General features: G+C 72.9%; 19 protein-coding genes. 10 read left to right on the top strand and 9 right to left on the bottom strand.

The features are described 5' to 3' along the window. Positions 1 to 37 precede the first annotated feature (37 nt). Complete coding sequence (locus ACG04Q_RS13630) at positions 38 to 649, bottom strand: OmpA family protein (RefSeq protein ID WP_394511482.1); 612 nt, start codon at positions 647 to 649, stop codon at positions 38 to 40. A 262-nt stretch (positions 650 to 911) separates the two neighbouring features. Between ACG04Q_RS13630 and ACG04Q_RS13625 the strand changes: the two genes are divergently transcribed. Both ACG04Q_RS13625 and ACG04Q_RS13620 read left to right on the top strand, forming a co-directional pair. Then, on the top strand, positions 912 to 1,592 hold the full coding sequence (locus ACG04Q_RS13625; protein WP_394511481.1) for a response regulator: 681 nt from the start codon (positions 912 to 914) through the stop codon (positions 1,590 to 1,592). A 1-nt stretch (position 1,593) separates the two neighbouring features. Continuing rightward, positions 1,594 to 2,988, top strand: coding sequence for an ATP-binding protein (locus tag ACG04Q_RS13620; RefSeq protein WP_394511480.1), 1,395 nt, complete (start codon positions 1,594 to 1,596; stop codon positions 2,986 to 2,988). A 7-nt stretch (positions 2,989 to 2,995) separates the two neighbouring features. On the opposite strand, the gene ACG04Q_RS13615 is transcribed toward ACG04Q_RS13620, so the two are convergent. Next, positions 2,996 to 3,661: a YiaD family glycine zipper/OmpA-like lipoprotein gene (locus ACG04Q_RS13615; protein ID WP_394511479.1), complete on the bottom strand. Its 666-nt coding sequence runs from the start codon at positions 3,659 to 3,661 to the stop codon at positions 2,996 to 2,998. Positions 3,662 to 3,730: 69 nt separating this feature from the next. Beyond that, on the bottom strand, positions 3,731 to 3,925 hold the full coding sequence (locus tag ACG04Q_RS13610; RefSeq protein ID WP_394511478.1) for a CsbD family protein: 195 nt from the start codon (positions 3,923 to 3,925) through the stop codon (positions 3,731 to 3,733). Positions 3,926 to 4,362: 437 nt separating this feature from the next. On the opposite strand from ACG04Q_RS13610, the gene ACG04Q_RS13605 reads away from it, so the two are divergent. Beyond that, the gene (locus tag ACG04Q_RS13605) at positions 4,363 to 5,721 is read left to right on the top strand and encodes a PQQ-dependent sugar dehydrogenase (RefSeq protein WP_394511477.1); all 1,359 of its coding nucleotides are present in this window, start codon (positions 4,363 to 4,365) and stop codon (positions 5,719 to 5,721) included. A gap of 21 nt (positions 5,722 to 5,742) precedes the next feature. Here ACG04Q_RS13605 and rpoN read toward each other — a convergent pair whose 3' ends face one another. Further along, positions 5,743 to 7,248 carry an RNA polymerase factor sigma-54 gene (rpoN, locus tag ACG04Q_RS13600; protein WP_394511476.1) on the bottom strand — a complete coding sequence of 502 codons (1,506 nt, stop codon included), beginning with the start codon at positions 7,246 to 7,248 and terminating at the stop codon, positions 5,743 to 5,745. A 297-nt stretch (positions 7,249 to 7,545) separates the two neighbouring features. Between rpoN and ACG04Q_RS13595 the strand changes: the two genes are divergently transcribed. From ACG04Q_RS13595 to ACG04Q_RS13580, 4 genes are all read left to right on the top strand, one after another. Beyond that, entirely contained in the window at positions 7,546 to 7,863 is a 318-nt protein-coding gene (locus ACG04Q_RS13595) for a BON domain-containing protein (RefSeq protein ID WP_394511475.1), read from the top strand. 55 nt (positions 7,864 to 7,918) lie between these two features. Continuing rightward, the gene (locus tag ACG04Q_RS13590) at positions 7,919 to 9,058 is read left to right on the top strand and encodes an AI-2E family transporter (RefSeq protein WP_394511474.1); all 1,140 of its coding nucleotides are present in this window, start codon (positions 7,919 to 7,921) and stop codon (positions 9,056 to 9,058) included. Between the two features lie 111 nt (positions 9,059 to 9,169). Beyond that, positions 9,170 to 11,398, top strand: a complete 2,229-nt coding sequence (locus ACG04Q_RS13585) for an ATP-binding protein (RefSeq protein ID WP_394511473.1) — start codon at positions 9,170 to 9,172, stop codon at positions 11,396 to 11,398. A gap of 92 nt (positions 11,399 to 11,490) precedes the next feature. After that, positions 11,491 to 11,943 carry a PA2169 family four-helix-bundle protein gene (locus ACG04Q_RS13580; protein WP_394511472.1) on the top strand — a complete coding sequence of 151 codons (453 nt, stop codon included), beginning with the start codon at positions 11,491 to 11,493 and terminating at the stop codon, positions 11,941 to 11,943. Positions 11,944 to 12,002: 59 nt separating this feature from the next. Here ACG04Q_RS13580 and ACG04Q_RS13575 read toward each other — a convergent pair whose 3' ends face one another. The 5 genes from ACG04Q_RS13575 to ACG04Q_RS13555 form a co-directional block, all read right to left on the bottom strand. After that, positions 12,003 to 12,398 (bottom strand): hypothetical protein, encoded by a 396-nt coding sequence (locus tag ACG04Q_RS13575; protein ID WP_394511471.1) that lies wholly within the window; start codon positions 12,396 to 12,398, stop codon positions 12,003 to 12,005. 90 nt (positions 12,399 to 12,488) lie between these two features. Further along, complete coding sequence (locus ACG04Q_RS13570) at positions 12,489 to 12,989, bottom strand: hypothetical protein (protein WP_394511470.1); 501 nt, start codon at positions 12,987 to 12,989, stop codon at positions 12,489 to 12,491. 70 nt (positions 12,990 to 13,059) lie between these two features. Continuing rightward, positions 13,060 to 14,202, bottom strand: coding sequence for a zinc-binding metallopeptidase family protein (locus tag ACG04Q_RS13565; RefSeq protein WP_394511469.1), 1,143 nt, complete (start codon positions 14,200 to 14,202; stop codon positions 13,060 to 13,062). Positions 14,203 to 14,258: 56 nt separating this feature from the next. Then, entirely contained in the window at positions 14,259 to 15,329 is a 1,071-nt protein-coding gene (locus ACG04Q_RS13560; protein ID WP_394511468.1) for a DNA topoisomerase IB, read from the bottom strand. A gap of 33 nt (positions 15,330 to 15,362) precedes the next feature. Further along, positions 15,363 to 16,790: a sigma-54-dependent transcriptional regulator gene (locus ACG04Q_RS13555; RefSeq protein ID WP_394511467.1), complete on the bottom strand. Its 1,428-nt coding sequence runs from the start codon at positions 16,788 to 16,790 to the stop codon at positions 15,363 to 15,365. 322 nt (positions 16,791 to 17,112) lie between these two features. Between ACG04Q_RS13555 and ACG04Q_RS13550 the strand changes: the two genes are divergently transcribed. The 3 genes from ACG04Q_RS13550 to ACG04Q_RS13540 all read left to right on the top strand — a co-directional run bounded on the left by ACG04Q_RS13550 (position 17,113) and on the right by ACG04Q_RS13540 (position 20,636). Beyond that, positions 17,113 to 18,552 (top strand): phospholipase D-like domain-containing protein, encoded by a 1,440-nt coding sequence (locus ACG04Q_RS13550; RefSeq protein WP_394511466.1) that lies wholly within the window; start codon positions 17,113 to 17,115, stop codon positions 18,550 to 18,552. A gap of 76 nt (positions 18,553 to 18,628) precedes the next feature. After that, on the top strand, positions 18,629 to 19,111 hold the full coding sequence (locus tag ACG04Q_RS13545; protein WP_394511465.1) for a hypothetical protein: 483 nt from the start codon (positions 18,629 to 18,631) through the stop codon (positions 19,109 to 19,111). 238 nt (positions 19,112 to 19,349) lie between these two features. Further along, positions 19,350 to 20,636: a GDSL-type esterase/lipase family protein gene (locus ACG04Q_RS13540; protein ID WP_394511464.1), complete on the top strand. Its 1,287-nt coding sequence runs from the start codon at positions 19,350 to 19,352 to the stop codon at positions 20,634 to 20,636. Positions 20,637 to 20,653: the final 17 nt, after the last annotated feature.

Here is a 20,653-nt window from a genome sequence, read left to right as displayed (position 1 = left end):
GCGGTCTCCGCTGGGCTTTGTCGTTTCAGGGGTGCGCTCAGCGCATCACGATCAGCTGGACGCGCCGGTTGGTGCTGCGGCCTTCGCGCGTGTTGTTGTCGGCCAGCGGTGCCGATTCACCGTAGCTGATGGTCGCCATGCGCGCCAGCGGCAGGCCGGCGCGCGACAGGTACAGGCGCACCGCCTCGGCCCGCTTCAGGCCCAGCTGCTGGTTGAGCGCATCGCTGCCGGTTGCGTCGGTGTGACCCTGGATCTCGACGAACACCGGCTGGTTGTCGGCCTTGAGCTTGGCGACGAGTTGATCGAGTTCGCGGCCGGCCTGCTCGGTGAGTTCGGCATGGCCCGAGGTGAACTTGATCTTGTCATCCGTCAACAGCGTGCTCATCAGCAGGCCGGGCGGCGCGGGCAGGTTGTTGGCGGCCTGGGCGCGCGCCGCGGCTTCCTGCTGCAGCGCCTGGATGCGCGCCTCGCTGCCCTTGAGCCGCCCGTCCAGCGCCTTGAGGCCGTCGTCATGGGCCTGCACGCGGCTGCCGAGCCCGTCGACGCCGGCCTGGACTGGCGCGACGGTCTCCTTGACGAAATCCTTGGTGGCGCAGGCGCTCAGCAACAACACGCTGCTGGCGACGATCAGGGGGGAAAGCCTCGACATCGATGGACTCCTGGAGGAATAAAAGCTGCGACTCTAGGCATCGCTGCGGCGCAGACGTACCGAGTTGTGAGCAGGCCGCCCGTCGTTAACCGGCTGCACATACGCCTTACCGTTGCGCCGCAGATGCAACGTGCACTCACCGGCCGGCGCAGGCCGCCGCAGCTTCTTTAGTCACCCTGAAGCTACAGCGGGCACAGTGCGGGCCGTTGCGGCTTTCCTCCGTTCCCATGCCCTCCCTCTCTCCCGCCGGCAGGTCGCCGGCATGAAGATCCTGCTCGTCGAGGATGACCTGGACCTGGGCAACGGCGTTCGCCTGGCGCTGGCCGGCCAGCAGCTGGACGTCGTCTGGGTGCGGCGCCTGACGGACGCGCAAGACGTGCTCGCCCAGGGCCGCTGCGACCTGGTGCTGCTGGACCTCAACCTGCCCGACGGCGACGGCCTGGCACTGCTGCAGGAGCTGCGTCGCGAGCGCCAGACGCTGCCGGTCCTCATCCTGACCGCGCGCGACGCGCTGGAGGACCGCCTGCGCGGGCTGGACGGCGGCGCCGACGACTACCTCGTCAAGCCCTTCGAGCTGGCCGAGCTGCTGTCGCGCGTGCGGGCGCTGGCGCGGCGCAGCTATGGCTTCGATGGCGACACGATCAGCGTGCGCGGCCTCAGCCTGCACGAGCCGACGCGCCGCGTCACCGCGCAGGGCCGCAACGTGGAGCTGTCGCGCACCGAGTATGAGCTGCTGGCGGCGCTGCTCAAGCGCGCCGGTCGCATCGTCACGCGCCATGTGCTGGAGGAGCAGGTGCTGCCCGGGCCCGTCGCCGCGGACAGCAACGTGCTGGATGTGCACATGTCCAACCTGCGCCGCAAGATCGGCGACGGTTTCGTGCGCAACGTGCGCGGCGTGGGCTACATCATCGACATGCCCGACCGCGGTCGGCCCGGCGCCTGACATGGACGCCATACGCCGGCTGCTCCAGCCCTCGCTGCGCGGTCGCCTGCTGCTCGCGCAGCTGCTGATGCTCGTGCTGCTGTGGTGCGCGATGGTGGTGTATTTCGTCTACCAATCGCAGCACGACCAGTCGGAGCTGGCGCTGGACCCGCGCTTCGCGATGATCCTCACGGCCGCCGACCAGCTCGCCGACCGCCCCGACGCGCAGGCCGCCGTGCTCACGCAGATCGACCGCTTCCAGCGCATCACCGAGGGGCTGGAGAGCGAGCCCAACCTGCGGCTGAACCTGCTGGTGCGACGCCGCGACGGGCAGCTGCTTTACGCGTCGCCGGGGCTGCCGCAGGACATCGCCACGCGCACCGCCGGCGACATCGAGAAGGTCAGCGCCGGCGGCCGGCTGTGGCGAGCGCGCACGCTGGCCTCGCCCGACACCGGCATCAGCGTCACGCTGGCCAAGCCCGGCGAGGCCATCAACGTGCTGATCCCGCTGGGCTCGCACGGTTTCCTGGTGCTGCCCCTGCTCATCAGCCTGCCTTTCCTGGCGCTGCCGGCCTGGCTGTCGCTGCGGCTGGCGCTGCGGCCGTGGCGGCGGCTGGCCGCCGAAATCGCGACGCGCGGCCCGCAGGACCTGCAGCCGCTGGCGTTCCGGTCGCGCCACCGCGAACTGCGCCCGCTGGTGGACAGCCTGGACGCGCTGCTGGCCCGCGTGCGCGCGGGCGCCCGGCGCGAGCGCGAGTTCATCGCCGACGCGGCCCATGAACTGCGCACGCCGCTGGCCGCGATGCGCGTCAACGTCGAGGCGCTGCGGGCCTCACCGACCCTGGCCGCCGATCCGGCGCAGCGCCTGCTGCTGGACGGCACGCTGCGCAGCGGCGAGCGCGCGTCCCACGTGGTCGCCCAGCTGCTGGCGTTGATGCGGGCCGACGCACCGCCCTCGCCCACCGGCCCGCAGCGGCTGTCGCTGCGCTCGCTGGCGCAGGACCGGCTGGCGGCCTTCGCCGGCCTGGCCGCGCGCCGCGAGGCCGAGCTGGCGCTGGATGCGCCGCAGGACGTCACGGTGCTGGGCGAGGCGCAAGGCCTGACGTCGCTGCTGGACAACCTCATCGACAACGCGCTCAAGTACGGCCCGCAGGGTGGCAGCGTGACGCTGCGGCTGCTGGCCCACCCCGACGGCGGCGCGCTGCTGGAGGTGCAGGACCAGGGCCCGGGCATCGCGCCAGCGCTGCGCGCGCGCGTGTTCGACCGCTTCTTCCGTGCCGACACGACGGCCCAGAGCGGCAGCGGTCTGGGGCTGTCCATCGTCCGCGCCGTGGCCGATCGCCACGGCGCCACCGTCCAGCTGACGGCGGGCCCTGGCGAGCAAGGCCTTTGCGTGCGCGTGCGCTTCCCCGACTGAGGCGGCGTCAGCCCGCCGAGCCGGGCTCCGACAGGAAGATCTCGACGCGGCGGTTGGCTGCGCGGCCGGCTTCCGTGTCGTTGCTGGCCACCGGCTCGTGCGAGCCGCGCCCCGCCACGCTGACGCGCGCCGACGACACGCCGCGCGCGCCCAGGTAGTCACGCACGGCCAGCGCGCGCTCGCGCGACAGCGGGTCGTTGATCTGGTCGCTGCCGGTGCTGTCGGTGTGGCCCACCACCGTCACGCGCACATTGGGGTCCAGGTTGCGGCCGATCTCGTCCAGTACCGGGCGCATCTGCGGCTTGATGTCGGCCCGGCCGGTGTCGAAGGACACGTCGCTGGGCACGTTCAGCTTGAGGCGGTTGTCGTCGGTGCGCGCCACCTCCACGCCGGTGCCCTGGCTGGCGCGAGCCAGCGCCTCGCGCTTGTCTTCCATGCGCTTGGACCACAGGTTGCCCGCCACCGCACCGACGACGCCACCGATGGCGGCGCTGCGGCCGGCGCTGCCACCGGTGGCCGAGCCGATGACGGCGCCGGCCACGGCGCCGATGCCGGCGCCCTGCGCGGTGCCGCGCTCACGTTCGCTCATGGACGAGCAGCCCGCGGCCAGCAAGGACGCGGCCGCCAGCAGCGCGACGCCGGCACGGCGCGGGGTGAAGAAGAGTGCATTCATGGGGATCTCCTCGATTCAAAGAAAAGGCCGCCGGCGCTGGCTGCGCCGGCGGCCCTGCCTGCAGTGGCGTCAGATCTTGCGCGTCGTGGCGTGCGTGTCCTTGAACGCTTCCTTGGCATCGCCCACGGCCTTCTGGGCCTTGCCCTCGGCCTGCTTCACGGCGCCCTTGACCTGCTGCTCGGTGCTGCCGATGGCTTCGCCCACCTTGCGCTGCGCCTTGCCGGCGATGTCCTTGGCGGTGCCCTTGATCTGGTCGGTGTTCATTGCATGACTCCTTGCGTTGGCCCTTGAGGCGGGATGCCTAAGGGGCTGACTCCAGCGTAGGTGGCGCCGCGCGGGCGCGGGGCCGGCAGCCGCCCCGTCCGCCGGTGGGCGCAGTCCTACGGCACCGCGGCGATGGCCCCGTCCTACGCACGCCGCAGGCCCCGTCCGCCCCGCGGTGGCACCGAAGCCGCCCATGCTCTGCACACCCCAACCTCACGGAGAACATCATGGGCAAATACTTCCTCGCCTGGCTGCTGGGCGTCCCCGGCATCGTGCTGCTGCTGGTCTACCTCTTCTTCCACTGACCGCGAACGGCCCGCGGCCCGACGCGAGTCGGCGCCGCGTGCTTCCCCCCCGGCGCACACAACCAGAAAGGCGGGCCGCACCGCCGCGCCATCCCCGCCGCTGCCGGGCACGCTGCTTGCCCAAATGCCTGCATGACCACCCTGCCCCGCTTCACGGCCCTCGCGATCGCGGCCGCCCTCACTGGCTGCGGCGAAAGCACGCGGCTGCACGACGGCGCCGACGTCGGCCCCAGTCCCACGCTTGTGGAGCCGGTGCAGACCGCGCTGCCCACTGTCAACGTCGCGCCGGCCCGTGCCTGGCAGCGCGGCGAAGGCCCCACGCCCGCGGCGGGGCTGCAGGTGCAGCCCTTTGCCAGCGGGCTGGACCATCCGCGCTGGCTGCATGTGCTGCCCAACGGCGACGTGCTGGTGGCCGAGAGCAATGCGCCGCCGCGGCCGGAGGATGGCCGGGGCATCAAGGCCTGGGTGCAGGCGCAATTCATGAAGCGCGCCGGCGCCGGCGTGCCGAGCGCCAACCGCATCACGCTGCTGCGTGACACCGATGGCGACGGCCGCGCCGATGTGCGCGAGGTGTTCGCGCAAGGCCTGAACTCGCCGTTCGGCATGGCGCTGGTGGGCGAGCGGTTCTTCGTCGCCAACACCGACGCGGTGCTGGAGTTCAGCTACAAGGACGGCCAGACGCAGCTGCAGGGGCCGGGCCGCAAGCTCGTCGACCTGCCCGCCGGCCCGCGCAACCACCACTGGACCAAGAGCCTCATCGCCAGCCCCGACGGGCGGCGGCTGTACGCCACCGTGGGCTCCAACAGCAACGCCGCCGAGCACGGCATGCCGGCCGAGGAAGGCCGCGCGGCGATCTGGGAGATCGCGCTGGCCAGCGGCGCCAAGCGGCTGTTCGCCACCGGGCTGCGCAACCCCAACGGCATGGCCTGGCTGCCCGCGCCGGGCGCCACCACGCCCAGCGTGCTGTGGACCGTGGCCAACGAGCGTGACGAACTGGGCAGCGACCTGGTGCCCGACTATCTGACCTCGGTGCACGACGGCGCCTTCTACGGCTGGCCCTACAGCTGGTACGGCGGCCATGTGGACCCGCGCGTGAAGCCACCGCGGCCGGATCTCGTCGCCCGCGCCATCGCGCCGGACTATGCGCTGGGCGCCCACGTCGCGGCGCTGGGCCTGGCCGCGGCGGGCGCCAGCCGCCTGCCTGCCGCGCTGCCGGGCGCGGCACCCGGCGGCGTGTTCATCGGCCTGCACGGCTCATGGAACCGCAAGCCGGCGTCGGGCTACAAGGTCGTGTACGTGGGCTTCGAGGACGGCCGCCCGCGCGGCCGGCCGGTGGACGTGCTGCAGGGCTTCCTCGGCCCCAGCGGCGAGGCCCGCGGCCGCCCGGTGGGGGTGGCGCTCGACCGGCACGACGGCCTGCTGGTGGCCGACGACGTCGGCAACACCGTCTGGCGCGTGGCGGCCGTTGCCGCCCCGGCCTCGCCTCGCTGAACGCGCCGCCAGCGCCGCGGCTCAGCCGACGCGCTTGCGGCGCTCCACCGCGTCGATCTTCAGCATCTGCCGGTACTTGGTGACGGTGCGCCGCGCCACCACCAGGCCCTGCTGCGCAAGCTGGCGGGTGATCTCGGCATCAGACAGCGGCGCCTGCGGCGGTTCGGCCTCGATGATGTCCCGCACCAGCTCGCGGATGGCCGTGCCCGAGCAGGCACTGCCGTTGGCGCTGGTCATCGCGCGGCTGAAGAAGTACTTCAACTCCAGCACGCCCGCCGGCGTGGCCATGTACTTGTTGTTGGTCACGCGCGAGACGGTGCTCTCGTGGATGCCGCAGGCCTGCGCGATCTCCTTCAGCCCCAGCGGCTTCATCGCCATGGAGCCGTAGTCCAGAAAGGCCTGCTGCCGCTCCACGATGGCCTCGGCCACGTCCAGGATCGTGGAGAAGCGCTGCTCCACGTTGCGCAGTGTCCAGCGCGCCTCCTGCAGATGCTCGCCCAGCGCCGCATTGCCCGGCGTGCGATGGCGCTGGAACAGGCTGGCATAGACCTGGTTGAGCCTCACCTTGGGCACGACGGCCGGGTTCAGCTGCACGGTCCACCGGCCACGCACCTTCTTCACGAGGACGTCGGGCACGACATAGGGCGCATGCGACGCACCCAGACGCCAGCCCGGCCGCGGGTCCAGCCGGCGGATGCGGTTGCAGACGGCCTCCACGCGGGCGGGCGGCTCGCCCAGGTGGCGCGCGAGCGCGGCCGTGTCACGCGCGGCCAGCGCGGGCAGGTGGTCACGCACGATGGTCCGTGCCAGCGCGCGCGTCTCGTCGCAGGCGATCGCGGGCAGCTGCAGCAGCAGGCATTCGCCCACGTCGCGCGCACCCACGCCGGCCGGCTCCAGCGCCTGCACGCGCTTGAGCGCGATCTGCATCTCCTGCAGGTCCGGCGCGGGGTCCAGCCCCGCCACGGCGAGCAGTTCGGTCAGCGGCGTGCGTAGGTAGCCGTCGTCGTCCAGCGACTCCACGATGGCGCGCGCCAGCTGCAGGTCCCGCCCGGGCAGCGGCAGCACGTTGAGCTGCGCGTGCAGGTGCTGGTTGAGCGTGGCCTCGGCGGCCATCAGCGCCAGCAGGTCGGCCTCGCCACCGTCGCCGTGGCGCAACCCGCTGCCGCCGTCGGCCGACCACAGGTCGCGGTCGCTGCCGTCCATGGCGTCCCCCACGTCGGTGGCGCCGGGTGCGAGGTCCACGTCGGCGGGTGCCAACGGCGCCTCCTGCGCGGACTCGGCAGCCAGGCCCATCAGCGCGCCGGGCACCGTCTCGCCGTCCAGCACCGACGCCGTCGGCTGCGACCCTTCGACGACGTCGCCGCCCTCGGCATCGTCCACCTCCAGGAAGGGGTTGCGCCCGAGCGTGTCGCGCAGCATCGCGGCGAAGTCCAGCGACGACATCTGCAGCAGCCGCACGGCATGCTGCAGACGGGGGGACAGCGTCTGGGTCTGTCGATGGTCGACCCGGAGGTCCAGAGATGCCACGTGCGAACTCCTCGTTGCTGCGCGGCCGCGTTGCGGCCCGAGGCCTCATCACGCAACCTCCGTGCCGCCGCGCCCCCCTAGGCCGCTGCCGCCCGCGTCCCTGCGGCAGGCGCCCTCATCGAGCAGGTGCCCTTGAAGGATTTACCGATCCGGGATCGCGCTGGTCGCGGCAGTCGGTAAAGGCTGCCAGCTTTCCCGGCCCGCGGCGCGGTCGCGGCGGGGCGCCGCGGCGGCGCATGGCACGCCGATTGCCACGGGCATGCGGCGAGCCTGTTGCCTCGCTGAAGGAGCCTCCCCATGAAGCCGATCCTTGTCGCCACGCTTGTTGCGTTGGGCGCCCTCGCCACCACCGGTTGCGCCGTCACCAGCGGCCAGAGCACCGTCGGCCAGTACGTCGACGACGCCACCGTGGCCACGCGCGTGAAGGCGCGCTTCGCCGAAGACTCGCAGGTCAGCGCCATGCGCATCCAGGTGGAGGCACTGAAGGGCACCGTGCAGCTGGCCGGCTTCGCGACGTCGCAGGCGGAGAAGGACCGCGCCGGCCAGATCGCCCGCGCGGTACCGGACGTGAAGGAGGTCAGGAACAACATCATCGTCAAGCCCGCCAGCAACTGAGCCAACCCGCCCGCTGCGAGGGCCATGGAGCGGCCGCTGGCCGAAGAAGAACAAGATGGACTCACCTCTCGCTTCGCATCCGATCCCGCGAACCGGCTGGGCGCTGCGCGGGCTGTTCGTGCTGGCGGTCGTCTTCACCGTGCGCGAGGCCCGGCCCCTGCTGGCCCCGGTGCTGATTGCCGTGCTGCTGACGCTGGCGCTGGCGCCCGCCGTGCGCTGGCTGCGGCACCGCGGCGTGCCGGAGATGCTGGGCGCCTTGCTGCTGGTGGTGGCGCTGCTGGGCAGCACCGCGCCGCTGGCGATGAGCCTAGCTCGCCCTGCCGCCGCCTGGTGGGAAGCGGCGCCGACGACGGTGTCGCAGCTGCTGGAGCAGCTGGACAAGCTGCGCGACGCCATCCCCGGCCTGCATCAGCCCGCACCGCGCACGGGCCGAGCCGCCCTGGCGCCCGCCACCGACCCGCTCAAGGAGCGCCTTGCCAGCGAGGGCGTCGCGCTGACGGGCCTGGTGCTGACGCGCGGCCTGGCGTTCGCCGTGTCGGCCTCGGCCACGGTCATCCTGCTGTATTTCCTGCTCGCCTCGCAGCACTGGGTGCTCAGGCGCATCGTGGAGGCCGTGCCGCGCCGGCGCCAGCGCGCGCTGCTGCTGGGCGGCCTGCGCGCCGCGCAGCGCGACATCGGCCACTGGCTGGTCATGGTGGGCATCGTCAACGGCACCGTGGGTCTCATCATGGGCGGCGTGCTGTGGATGCTGGGGATGCCCAACCCGACGATGTGGGCCGTCGTCACCGCGGTGTTCTGCTTCGTGCCCTACATCGGCCCCATGGCGGTGACCGGGTTGCTGCTGCTGGCAGGCCTCAGCACCTTCGACACCGTATCGCAGATCCTGTCGCCCGCGCTGGCATTCGCCTTCGTCCACGGCGTCGAGAGCAACCTCGTCAGCCCGCTCATCGTCGGCCGGCGCCTGGCCCTGAGCCCGGTGGCGGTGTTCCTGTCGGTGATGTTCTGGGGCTGGCTGTGGGGCATTGCCGGCGCGCTGATCGCCGTGCCGGTGCTGATCGCGCTGCGCAGCGTGTGCCGGCGCGTGCGCGGGCTGCGGCTGCTGCGCCGCTTCCTGGAGGGCGAGCAGCACGAAGGCCCGCCCTCGCTGCGTTCGCTGATGCAGCGCTCCGCCGCCGCGCGCCGCCGCTACGGCTAAGGGCCCATGATGGAGCCGGCACGCACGATGCCCCTGATGTCTCGTCGCGATACGCTCGCACCCCGCCCACTGCGCCTGCCTGCGCCGGGTCTGCCACGCCTGCGCCTAGCCATGCCCGTCACCATCCGTTCGCGATTGCTGCTCCTCGTGCTGGCCGTGCTGCTGCCCGGCATGCTGGGCGTGGCCTGGCTGATCGGCAACACCTATGAGGCCGAGCGCGAGGCCCACGAACGCAATCTGCGCGACACGACCAGGGTGCTGTCCCTGCTGGTGGACGGCGAGCTGTCCCGCCGCGCCACCATCGCGCAGGTGCTGGCGCAGTCGACCGAGCTGGATGGCCCCACGCCGCCGGACGCCGAGCGGCGCCTGGCCTTCGAGCAGCAGGCCCGGCGCGCCATGCAGGGCCTGGGCGGCTGGGTGGAGCTGCACGCGCCCGGCCGCCTGCTGCTCAGCACACGACTGCCGCGCAGCGCCGCCGGCATGGCCGCCGACACCCCTGGCCCCGCGCAGCTCAGCGCCTCCGCCGCGATGCGGCCGCTGGCCGAGTCGGCCGGCCCGCTGCCCGAGCTGTACGCGGCCTGGGTGGCGCCCGTGTGGCGCGACGGGCAGCTGCGCTACAACATCGTGGTCACCGTGCGGCCATCCGAGCTGCAGCGCATCGTGCAGGCCCAGGCGGGCTCAGGCTGGATAGGCACCGTCATGGACAACAGCGGCCGCGTCGTCGCCCGCCAGCCCGGCGGCGCGGCCTATGCCGGCCGCATGGCGCGCGATGACCTGCTGGCCCGCATGGCCGAGGCCCGCGAGGGCGGCTTCACGTCCACGTCGCTGGACGGCGTGCCCACGGCGGGCTACTTCAGCACCTCGGCACTGGGCTGGACCTTCCTCAGCGCCATGCCGCGCGAAGCCCTCACCGGCCGCCTGCCGCGCGAGGTGCTGCGCGTGGTGGCCGGCGCGCTGACGCTGGGTGCGCTGGCGCTGGCCGGCGCGCTGTGGGTCGCGCGACGCATCGAGCTCCCCATCAGCACGCTGAAGACGGCCGCTCAGGCGCTGCAGGCCGGCAAGCCGGTCCCCGCAAGCCCGACGGGCATCGTGGAGTGCGACCAGGTGGCCGAGGCACTGGCCAGCGCCGGGCGCGCGATGGCGGGCTCACGCCAGGAGCTGGAGCACGGCGTGGCCCAGGCCGTCGAGCGCACCCGGCTGGTGGAGCAGCGCGGCGCGCAGAGCCAGCGCGTGGAGGCGCTGGGGCGGCTCACCGGCGGCGTGGCGCACGAGTTCAACAACCTGCTGGGCATCATCAGCAACAGCATGCACCTGATGATGCGCCACCCGGCCAGCGCCGAGCTGCAGGGCCCGCTCGCGGCCACGCAGCGCGCGGTGGACAAGGGCAGCCAGCTGACGCAGCACCTGCAGCGGTTCTCGGGCCGGCACCCCGGCGTGCGTGTGCAGCCGCTGTCGCTGGCGCGCTACCTGCCCGACGTGCAGGAGCTGCTGCGCAGCGTGCTGGGCCGGCGCATCGAGGTGCATGTGCAGGTGGCGCCCGACGTGGGCCTCGTGCGCGTGGACGCCAGCGAGCTGGACCTGGCCCTCGTCAACCTTGCCTTGAACGCGCTGGACGCGATGCCCTCGGGCGGCGAGCTGCGCCTGCGCGCCGCCCGCGCGACCGCGCAGGACCGGGACGGGCTAGACCTGCCCCCGGGCGACTACGTGCTGCTGACCGTCGGCGACGACGGCGTGGGCATGGCGCCCGAGCTGGCCGAGCACGCGTTCGAACCCTTCTTCACGACCAAGCCGATCGGCCAGGGCAGCGGCCTGGGGCTGAGCCAGGTGTACGGCTTCGCGACGCAGGCCGGCGGCACCGCGCTGCTGGCCAGCACGCCGGGCCTGGGCACCACCGTGTCGCTGCTGCTGCCGCAGGACCGCCAGGCCGACGACGGCCCGCAGGCGCCCGCCACGCCGGCCGCGCCGCCGGGCATCGCCGGCGCCAGCGTGCTGCTGGTGGAGGACGAGGAGGCGCTGGGCGACGTGACCGCCGCCCTGCTGGCCACGCATGGCGCACGCGTCATGCGCGCCGGCCATGCCGAGGCCGCGCTGCGGCTGCTGGACGCCGGCGCCGGCATCGACATCGTGCTCAGCGACAGCGTCATGCCCGGCGCGCTGGACGGCGTGGGCCTGGCGCGGCGGCTGCGCGAGCAGCGCCCGGCACTGCCCGTGGTGCTCATCACCGGCTTCAGCCACACGCTGGTGGACGACGGCGAGTTCACCGTGCTGCGCAAGCCCTGCCCCCCGGCCGAGCTGCTGGCGGCGTTGCAGGCCGCGCTGGCGACGCGCGCGCCCCGGTAGCGCGCAGGCGGGCACGCCGCCTGCCAGAGGCAGATCGTGCCGGCGTGGCAGACGCCGCCCGGTGCCTTCATCAGCCTCGAAAGGACATCTCCATGAGCAACGACGACATCATCGACACGCTGAACGACCTCATCGAAACCAGCAAGGACGGCGAGTACGGCTTCCGCACCTCGGCCGAGTACCTGCGCGACCCCACGCTGGTCCAGAGCTTCACGACGCGCGCCGAGGAGTGCCGCCAGGCCGCAACCGAGTTGCAGCAACTGGTGCAACGCCTGGGCGGCGACGCCGAGGACGGCGGTACGGCGGCGGGCGCGCTGCACCGCGGCTGGGTGGCCGTGAAGGGCACGCTGGCCGGCTACACGGACAAGGCCATCCTCGAGGAAACCGAGCGCGGCGAGGACAGCGCGCTGGCCAGCTACCGCAAGGCGCTGGACGAAGACCTGCCGGGCGACGTGCGGATGGTGGTGGAGCGCCAGTACGAAGGCGTGAAGCGCAACCACCAGCAGGTGCGTTCGCTGCGCGATGCGGCGCGCGCCGCCGCCTAAACGCCACTTGGCTTGCGGCCGCCGGCCGCTCCCACGCGGGAGCGGCCGGGCAGCCGGCGTCAGCGTGACAGCCGCGCGATGAGCGCGCCCACGGCCAGCGCCGTGGCGATGGCGGCGATGGGATGCTCACGCACCGTCGCTCGCACGCTGGCCGTCCATTCGTCGCCGAGCTGGCGTAGGTCGTCGGCGCGCTGGCCCAGCATGGCGCCGGCGGCCTGCACACCGTCCTGCACGCGCTGCATGGCCGGGCCCGCGGCATCGGCCGCGCGGTCGATGGCCTGGTGCGCGCCCTGCGTGGCACGGTCCAGCACGGCGTGGCCGGCGGCCGCGCCCTTGTCGGCGGCCATCGTGGCAGCCTTTGTGGAGGGCTTCGTTGCGGCGTCATCGACCGCTGCGGTGGCGGGCGTCGCGGGCGACGCGCTGGAGGTGGGGAAAGGGGTGGTCGTGGTGGCCATGGTGATCCTCGTGAATGAACACCGGCCAGCGGCAAACGACGTGCCGCCGACCCCGAATCGCCAAGGCGGGATCATGCCGCCGGGGGCGTGTCAGCCGCCCGCGGCGCGGCCTGCGTCCACCGCCTCGCTTTCCTTGCCCGTGGGCGTCTGCGCGTCCAGGCCGCGGTCGGGCGATTCAGCCACCTGCGGCTGGCCACCGGGCCGCTCGATGAGTTCTTCGATGATGAAGCGGCCGTAGTGCTGCGCACGCTCAGCCCCATGCGCCTGCACGGCGCGCGCGACGTCGGCGGCCTGCGCGTCGCTGCCCACGCGCACCACCAGCCAGTGGTAGCCATGCTCGGCCAGCACCCGGTGCGCGAGGATGAGGTTCATCTCCTGGCCCACCGCGGCGAGGGGGCTTGCGCCGGCGATGTCCGCGTCGATCTGGCGCAGCATCTCGCGGTCGGTATAGCGGCGCACCGCCTCACCGTCCAGCCCCAGGCCGGCCAGCGCCGCGGCGGCCGCCTCCGCAGCCCGGTCATCGGGCAGTGAGACGACCACATGGCCCACGGGCTTGTAGACGCCGAAGCTGTGTTGTGCATCGTGGGGCATGGCGGTCCTTCGCGTGACGTTGCGGTGAGCAGCCCCGGGCAAGCGCCGTGCCGGCCCGCAGGGCGCACGGTCAGCGCGCCGCCGCACGGATGATGCGGTGCACCAGGTGCAGCTTGCGCACGGCCGGCGCCGACAGCACGAAGGGGTAGAAGTCGGCCACGCCCATGCTGCGCGACAGCTCGTTGAGCACGCCGGTCAGTTCCATCCAGCTGTCGACGAGGCGCAGGAAAGCGGGCGCGTCGGCGTCGCCCGTGTCGGCCAGCAGGTCGGGTGAGAAGCGCTCGTAGCTCAGCTCCACGCGCTCGCCGTCCAGGCCGAAGCTGCGCGCGGTGTCCAGCGTGTCGACGAGGTGCAGGTAGTGCGCCCAGGTCTCCGCCCAGTCCTCCCACGGGTGGGCGCTGGCATAGGCACTGACGAAGTGCTGGCCCCAGTCGGCCGGTGGCCCGCCGGCATAGTGGCGCTGCAGTGCGGCGCCGTAGTCCTCGCGGTCGTCGCCGAACAATGCACGCACGGGCGCCAGCCACGGGCCGGGCTCCACCAGAACTTGCCAGTAGTGGTGACCGGTCTCATGGCGCAGATGACCGAGCAGCGTGCGGTAGGGCTCGCCCAGCTCGTGGCGGCGGGCCTCGCGGCGCGCATCATCGGCCTCGGATGCGTCCAGCGTGATGACGCCGTCGGCATGCCCGGTGATGACACCCGGCCCCTCGGCCGGCGGCATCAGCAGGTCGAACGCCAGGCCCGGCCCGCCACCCGCGGGCTTGGGGTCCACCGGCAGGCCCAGCCGGATCAGCGACGACACCAGCCGACGCTTGGCCAGTTCGATGCGGCTCCACCAGACGTCGGCCTGCGGCTGGCTCAGGTCCGGCGCGGTGCGCGTCAGGCGGCAGCAGCGGCACAGCGTGAGGCCGGCGGCCACGTCGTTCGCGTCCAGCAGCCAGTTGCAGGCGGCGGCGGTGTCGAGGTTGGCGCAGCGCGCATAGCGCGCCGCGCGCCGCACGGGCACGCCGGCCTCGCGCCAGGCGGGCAGGCCCGCGCGGGACGGCGCCTGCTCCAGCGCCAGCAGCGCGCCGCGCGCGACGTCGTAGCCCAGCGGCCGCTGGCAGGCCAGGCAGCGGCTGTTGCGAAAGAAGACCGGCCGCCCGCAGACGCAGCTGAACGCGCGCGGCGTGATGGGCGTGGGCAGGGGGGGCGTCGCGGCAACGGTGGGTGTCATTCGGGTCACGGCAGGGTCAGTGGATGGGTCAGCCCAAGCACGACCCGCGCCAGCGCTCAGGCCGGCGGCTTGGCAGCGGCCCGCGACCGCAGCAACGCCATCAGCCGGCACTCCGCATCGCTCAGCCCCTGGCGCGGCGCCGGCCGCGCCGCCCACGGCAGCCCGCGCAGCACGGCGCGGGCCGTCTCGTCGCCCAGCCCCTGTGCAGCGGCCAGAACGCGCGGGTGGATGTAGGCCTTGCGGCAAACCGCGGCGGTGTTGCCCAGGCGGCGCGCCACCGCGGCCACGACCTCCGTCATCCGGCACGGCTGCGCCTGCTGCGCGCAGGCCAGCAGCGTCAGCTCCAGCGCGAGCACGCTGCCATGCCAGGTGCGGAAGTCCTTGGCCGTGACGCGCTCGCCGGCAGCCTGCGCCAGCCAGGCGTTCACGTCGGACGAGTCCACCGGATGGCTCACGCCGTCCTCGTCCACGTAGCGGAAGAGTTCCTGGCCCGGCAGCTCGCGGCAGCGCCGCACGATGCGCGCGACGCGCCGGTCCGCCACGCGCACGTGATGGCGCACGCCGCTCTTGCCGACGAAACTGAGCTCCAGCGCATCGCCCTTCACGCCCGCGTGGCGGTTGCGCAGCGTCGACAGGCCGTAGGAGCCGTTCTCGCGCGCATAGGCCACGTTGCCGATGCGCATCCAGGTCGTGTCCAGCAGCCGCACCAGCGTCGCGAGCACGCGCTCGCGGGTGGGCTCGTCCGGCCCGGCCAGCGCCTGCTGGACCCGCCGGCGCAACGCCGGCAGCGCCCGGCCGAAGCGGCGCAGCGAGTCGAACTTGGTCTGGCCGCGGCCAGCCTGCCAGTCGGCGTGATAGCGGTACTGCTTGCGGCCGCGCGCGTCGCGGCCCGTGGCCTGCAGATGGCCGTCGGCGCGGGCGCTGATCCACACCTGCGTCCACGCCGGCGGAATGGCCAGCTTGCGCACGCGCGCCAGCGTGGCCTCGTCACGCACGCGGCGCCCGCGGGCGTCGACCACATCGAAGCCGCCGTCCTTGCGCGGGCGGCGCGTGAGGCCAGGCTGCGTGTCGCTCGCCCAACGCAGCCCGGCCGGCGTGGGAAGAGAGGAAGCAAGGGCGCTGCACATGCCAGGCCCCTGGCACGCGGCGTGCCGGCGGCGTCAGTCGTTGGGACGCTCGCTGGCCGCGCCCTCGGCGGCGTATTCCTTGAGCCGGTTGTAGAGCGTCTTCAGGCTGATGCCCAGCGCGGCGGCCGTGCGCTCCTTGTGGTGGTTGAAATGACGCAGGGTCGCCAGCATCAGCGCGCGCTCGGCCTCGGCCACGCTGGAGCCGATGGGCAGCGTGATGCTGGGCACCGCAGGCGCGGCAGCCGGCGCTGCGGCGGGCTCCGGCGCCCCGCCCAGCGCGCCCCAGCCGGACACCAGCCCCGCACGGTCGGCACCGGGCAGCCAGGTCTCGTCGATGGTGTCGTCCACGGCCATCACGTAGGCGCGCTGCACGGCGTTGCGCAGCTCCCGCACATTGCCGGGCCAGGGGTAGTCCACCAGCGCCGCCAGCGCGGCCGGCGTGAAGCGGCGCTGCGCCCCCTCCTGTTCGCCGATGGCGGCGAGGAAGTGATTGGCCAGCAGCGGGATGTCGGCCGCACGGTCGCGCAGCGGTGGCAGCTCGATGGGGAAGATGTTGAGGCGGTACAGCAGGTCCTCGCGCAGCCGGCCGCTGGACACCGCCTGGTAGGGCGGGCGGTTGGTGGCCGCGATGATGCGCACATCGGTCTCCTGGCTGGTGGTGGAGCCCACGCGCATGAAGCGCCCGGTCTCCAGCACGCGCAGCAGCTTGACCTGCAGCTCCAGCGGCATCTCGGTGATCTCGTCCAGGAACAGCGTGCCGCCGCTGGCGCGCTCGAAGAAGCCCTGATGCTGGCGCTCGGCGCCGGTGAAGCTGCCCTTCTCGTGGCCGAAGATCTCGCTCTCGATCAGGTTGGGGCTGATGGCGCCGCAGTTGACGGCCAGGAACGGACGCTTGCGGCGGCGGCTCAGGTCGTGCACGGTCTGCGCGACGACCTCCTTGCCGGTGCCGGACTCGCCCGTGATGAACACCGACACGCTGGTGCCGGCCACGCGCGAGATCTGCTGGTAGATGCGCTGCATGGGCGCGCTGCGGCCCCACAGATGGCCGAAATGCCCGGTCTGGGCCAGGTTGGCGGTCAGGTCCTCCACCTCGGCCTGCAGCGCCGCCGGCTTCATGATGCGCGACAGCACGCCCTGCAGCTGCTTGAGGTTGACGGGCTTGATGAGGTAGTCCGCCGCGCCCAGGCGCAGCGCCTGGATGGACGTCTCCAGGTTGGCGTGGCCGGTGCACAGCACGACCTCGGAGTTGGCCACCAGCTTGGGGTCGGCCAGCAGGTCCATGCCGTTGCCGTCGGGCAGGCGCAGGTCCAGCAACATGATGTCGGGCTGCTGCAGCGCGATCTGGCGCCGTGCGTCCCGCAGGTTATGGGCGACGGCGACCGTGAACTGCTCGCCCGCGATCAGCTCGCGCAGCGAGGCGGCTGAATCGTGGTCGTCGTCCACCACCAGGGCATGCGGCATCTGCGTCGGGTCCTTCAAGGTCGGGAACGGTTGGACATGGCTGACATTGTCCTCAGAATCGCCGACGTGCCCGCCCGCTGCCCTCGCTTGCAAGCGCGTCCGTCTGTAGGACGATGCCGCTTGAACGGGGTACATCGCCCGAGCGGCCGCCACTGCACGCCTGCACCGGCACGGTGTCGGCAAGATTTGCCGGCTTGACGCAGGAATGACCGATGCGCGGCCGGCCCGCCGCCGGCCCGCCCCGACGGCCGACGCCGCAGCCTGTGGCAACGCGAGTGCCGGCACATGACTTGCTTTTTTGCCGGCAGCAATCGCTCCTCCCATGCAGGCCGCCCGCCCCTCCCTCCCACACCGCCGCTGGCAGCTCGCCGGGCTTGCATGGATCGCGGCCGCGCTGGGCGCGCTGGCCGCCGCGGCCTGCGGCAGCCTGAACGAGCGCGACCCGCTGTTGCGCCCGCTGCCGCCGCCGCAACTGGCCCAGCGCGTCACGCTGGTGGGGCGCGACGGCCCCGTCGACGCGGCCGCCGAGGCCCGCGACCTGGCCCGCGTGAAGGCCGAGGGCAACGCCCGGCTGTTCGAGCATCACCTGGGCGTGCTGGCCGCCGGCGGCGACGCGCAGCTGCTGCGCGGCAACACCGCCAGGCTGCTGGTGGACGGCCCCGCCACGTTCGCGGCGATGAAGGCCGCCATCGCGGCCGCACGGCAGCGCATCCTCGTGGAGTTCTACATCGTCGAGGACGAGGGCGTCGCCGCCGAGGTGGCCGACCTGCTGCGCGAGAAGGCGGCCGCGGGCGTCAGCGTCGCGCTGATGTACGACAGCGTCGGCTCGCTGGGTACCGCCAGCGCGTTCTTCGACCGACTGCGCGACGGCGGCGTCGCCGTCTGTGCGTTCAACCCCATCAACCCGCTGGAGCGGCCCGGCCATTGGGGGTTGCTGCAGCGCAACCACCGCAAGATGCTGGCCGTGGACAGCGACGTGGCCTTCACTGGCGGCATCAACCTCAGCAACGTCTACGCCGAGGGCTCGTTCGGCAGCGCACGCCGCGTGAAGCCACCACAGGACGTGGAGCACCAGGGCTGGCGCGACACGCAGGTCGAGCTGCGCGGGCCGGTGGTGCCGGCGCTGGCCACCGTGTTCCGCGAGTCCTGGCTGCACCAGGGCTGCGAGGGCGAGCTGCCCCCCGCACCCGCGCCCCGCGTGGCGGCGCCGGGGCAGCGTGTCATCAAGCTGGTGGCGGGCAACCCCGACCACGGGGTCAACCCCACCTACAAGGCGCTGCTCAACGGCATCGATGCGTCGCAGCGCAGCGTGCAGCTGACGATGGCCTACTTCGCGCCCGGCCCCGAACTCATCGAGGCGCTGTGTGACGCCGCCCGGCGCGGCGTGGCGGTGTCGCTGGTGCTGCCGGGTCGCAGCGACGTGAAGATGGTGCTGCACGCCGCCCGCTCGCGCTATGCACAGCTGCTGGACGCGGGGGTGCAGATCCATGAGATGTCGCATGCCGTCATGCACGCCAAGATGGCCGTCATCGACGGCGTGCTCTCCAGCGTGGGCTCCAGCAACCTGGACTGGCGCAGCATCGTCGGCAACAACGAGATGGACGTCATCGTGCTGGGCGACGACTTCGGCGATCAGATGCAGGCGCTGTTCAGGCGGGACGTGGCCGCCTCCGAGCGCATCGACGCCGCCCAGTGGGCGCGCCGCGGCCTCGGGCAGCGCCTGCTGGAGCGCGTTGCGCGCGTCATCGAGCCGCTGCTCTGACTGACGCCGCCAGGGGTGGCACGCCGGTTGCCCCAGGACGCCGTCATTCCCTGTTTGCCGATCAAGGAGTCATGCCATGGCATTCGAAGGCCACGTCCCCGGACTGCAGACCAACCCGCCCGCGCCGCACGGCGATACCGCACGGCAGGCGCTGGCCGCCCTGCCGGCCGGTGACGCGAACCCCGAACCAACGCAGCAACAGCAGCGCACGCGCCGCCCCGGCGGCAGCGCCATGGGCCGGCTGATGCAGCGCAGCCGCACCCGCACTGCAGGCATCCGCTTCGAATGGGCCATGCGCACCTGCGGGCCGGTGCTGCGCGTCGTCGCGACCTGGACCGACCGGCTGGGCCAGCCCCACCACACCTCGTACTCGGTGCAGTGCAACGGCCTGGAGGGCGCGTTGGACCGCGCGATCGCGTCACGCACCTCGTGCGGCGCGCCACTGCCTGACCGCGAAGACTTGCTGCAACGCTTGCGGCAGGAATTCGCGACGGCGCCGCAGGCCATGGCGGCGGCCGGCGCCGTCGCGGCCATCGCCCGCGCCAACACGCCGGCGTAAGCGGCTCCCGGCCGGCATCGGGCCGGGCGGGAGCAGCTTCACAGCCAGTAGATGATGCGTTGCAACCAACGGGGCAGCGGGCGGCTGGGCGTGTAGGTCTGGCGGTACTGGCTGAGCATGGTGGGCCTCTCTTGAATACTGTTAATTTACACAGTATTCGCCATGCAAGGCAAGCGTCTTCCCGGGTGACAGGGGAGTTGGTAGCGATATCATTTCCGCATCATCCCCTGGATACGCCATGAAGATCCCTTGCGGAAAGCCGGTGCTGCGCCGGCCCTCCACGTTGATGGCCGGCCTCGCCGCCGCGCTGGCACTGGCCGGGTGCGCCGGCCTGGCACCTCGCACGCCCGCTTCGGCCGACTGGCTGGCGGCCTGGGGCAGCGCGCAGCTGGCGCAGGCCCCTGCCGCCGGCGCGGCGCCGCTGCGCGACGTCAGCCTGCGGCAGGTGGTGCGCACGACGGTGGCCGGCAGCGCGCTGCGTGTGCGCGTCAGCAACCTGTTCGGGCACGAGCCGCTGGTGCTGGGCGCCGCGAGCGTGGCGCTGCTGCAGCCCGGCACCGAGGGCGGCCGGCCGGTGCTGCAGGCCGCGACGCTGCAGCCCCTGCGTTTTGACGGCCAGCCCGGCCTCACGCTGGCCCCTGGTGCCGAGGCCTGGAGCGACCCGGTCGCGCTGGCGCTGCCGCGCGTGGCGGATGTGGCGGTGCAGCTGCACATCGTGTCGGCCCCCGCCCAGGCGACGGCCCACCCGGGCGCGCGCATCAGCAGCTGGACGCTGCCCGGCAACCACGCGCTCGCCGCCGACTGGCCGGACGCGGCGGCGCGGGACGGCTGGTGGCACCTGGCCGCCGTGGACGTGGCCGGTGCGGCGCCGCAGCCGGTGCTGGTGGCCATCGGCGACTCCATCACCGACGGCTACGGCGTGGCCCCCGGCAGCTATCGGCGCTGGACGGATGCGCTGACACGCCGGCTGGCCGCGCAGGGCAAGGTCGCCGCCGTCGTGAACACTGGCATCGGCGGCAACCGCATCCTGCAGGACGGGCTGGGGCCGCGGCTGATGGGCCGCTTCGACCGCGATGCACTGGCCCGCAGCGGCGTGACGCACGTGATGCTGCTGGAGGGTGTGAATGACCTGGGCAGCAGCCACCGCCAGCGCACGACGACGCCCGAGTCACGCGCGGCGCTGCTGGCCGAGCTGCAGCAAGGCCTCGCGGCGCTGGCCGCGCAGGCCCGCGGGCGCGGCGTGTGCCTGTTCGTCGGCACCGTGATGCCTTACGGCGGCAGCGGCTACTACCAGCCGCAGCCCGAGAACGAGGCCGACCGGCAGGCGCTGAACGCGTGGATGCGCGAGCCGGGCCGCTTCGACGGCGTGGTGGACTTCGACGCGCTGGCCCGCGACCCGGCCCGCCCGTCGCACCTGAAGCGCGAGCTGGACAACGACGGCCTGCACCCGTCCATGGCCGGGTACCAGGCGATGGCGGAAGCGTTCCCGGTCGAGTGGCTGGACCGCCGCTGCAACAAGCAGTGAGTCCCGCGGAATAAAAA

Origin of the sequence: Pelomonas lactea (assembly GCF_043555885.1) — a bacterium.
In the GTDB taxonomy this organism is placed as follows: domain Bacteria; phylum Pseudomonadota; class Gammaproteobacteria; order Burkholderiales; family Burkholderiaceae_C; genus Pelomonas; species Pelomonas lactea.
This window is presented reverse-complemented; position numbering and strand designations above follow the sequence as displayed.

What these genes read in the sequence shown, in the direction of transcription:
- ACG04Q_RS13630 (WP_394511482.1), bottom strand. Translation starts at nt 649, where the DNA reads ATGTCGAGGCTTTCCCCCCTGATCGTCGCCAGCAGCGTGTTGTTGCTG.
- ACG04Q_RS13625 (WP_394511481.1), top strand. Translation starts at nt 912, where the DNA reads ATGAAGATCCTGCTCGTCGAGGATGACCTGGACCTGGGCAACGGCGTT.
- ACG04Q_RS13620 (WP_394511480.1), top strand. Translation starts at nt 1,594, where the DNA reads ATGGACGCCATACGCCGGCTGCTCCAGCCCTCGCTGCGCGGTCGCCTG.
- ACG04Q_RS13615 (WP_394511479.1), bottom strand. Translation starts at nt 3,661, where the DNA reads ATGAATGCACTCTTCTTCACCCCGCGCCGTGCCGGCGTCGCGCTGCTG.
- ACG04Q_RS13610 (WP_394511478.1), bottom strand. Translation starts at nt 3,925, where the DNA reads ATGAACACCGACCAGATCAAGGGCACCGCCAAGGACATCGCCGGCAAG.
- ACG04Q_RS13605 (WP_394511477.1), top strand. Translation starts at nt 4,363, where the DNA reads ATGACCACCCTGCCCCGCTTCACGGCCCTCGCGATCGCGGCCGCCCTC.
- ACG04Q_RS13595 (WP_394511475.1), top strand. Translation starts at nt 7,546, where the DNA reads ATGAAGCCGATCCTTGTCGCCACGCTTGTTGCGTTGGGCGCCCTCGCC.
- ACG04Q_RS13590 (WP_394511474.1), top strand. Translation starts at nt 7,919, where the DNA reads ATGGACTCACCTCTCGCTTCGCATCCGATCCCGCGAACCGGCTGGGCG.
- ACG04Q_RS13585 (WP_394511473.1), top strand. Translation starts at nt 9,170, where the DNA reads ATGCCCGTCACCATCCGTTCGCGATTGCTGCTCCTCGTGCTGGCCGTG.
- ACG04Q_RS13580 (WP_394511472.1), top strand. Translation starts at nt 11,491, where the DNA reads ATGAGCAACGACGACATCATCGACACGCTGAACGACCTCATCGAAACC.
- ACG04Q_RS13575 (WP_394511471.1), bottom strand. Translation starts at nt 12,398, where the DNA reads ATGGCCACCACGACCACCCCTTTCCCCACCTCCAGCGCGTCGCCCGCG.
- ACG04Q_RS13570 (WP_394511470.1), bottom strand. Translation starts at nt 12,989, where the DNA reads ATGCCCCACGATGCACAACACAGCTTCGGCGTCTACAAGCCCGTGGGC.
- ACG04Q_RS13565 (WP_394511469.1), bottom strand. Translation starts at nt 14,202, where the DNA reads ATGACACCCACCGTTGCCGCGACGCCCCCCCTGCCCACGCCCATCACG.
- ACG04Q_RS13560 (WP_394511468.1), bottom strand. Translation starts at nt 15,329, where the DNA reads ATGTGCAGCGCCCTTGCTTCCTCTCTTCCCACGCCGGCCGGGCTGCGT.
- ACG04Q_RS13555 (WP_394511467.1), bottom strand. Translation starts at nt 16,790, where the DNA reads ATGCCGCATGCCCTGGTGGTGGACGACGACCACGATTCAGCCGCCTCG.
- ACG04Q_RS13550 (WP_394511466.1), top strand. Translation starts at nt 17,113, where the DNA reads ATGCAGGCCGCCCGCCCCTCCCTCCCACACCGCCGCTGGCAGCTCGCC.
- ACG04Q_RS13545 (WP_394511465.1), top strand. Translation starts at nt 18,629, where the DNA reads ATGGCATTCGAAGGCCACGTCCCCGGACTGCAGACCAACCCGCCCGCG.
- ACG04Q_RS13540 (WP_394511464.1), top strand. Translation starts at nt 19,350, where the DNA reads ATGAAGATCCCTTGCGGAAAGCCGGTGCTGCGCCGGCCCTCCACGTTG.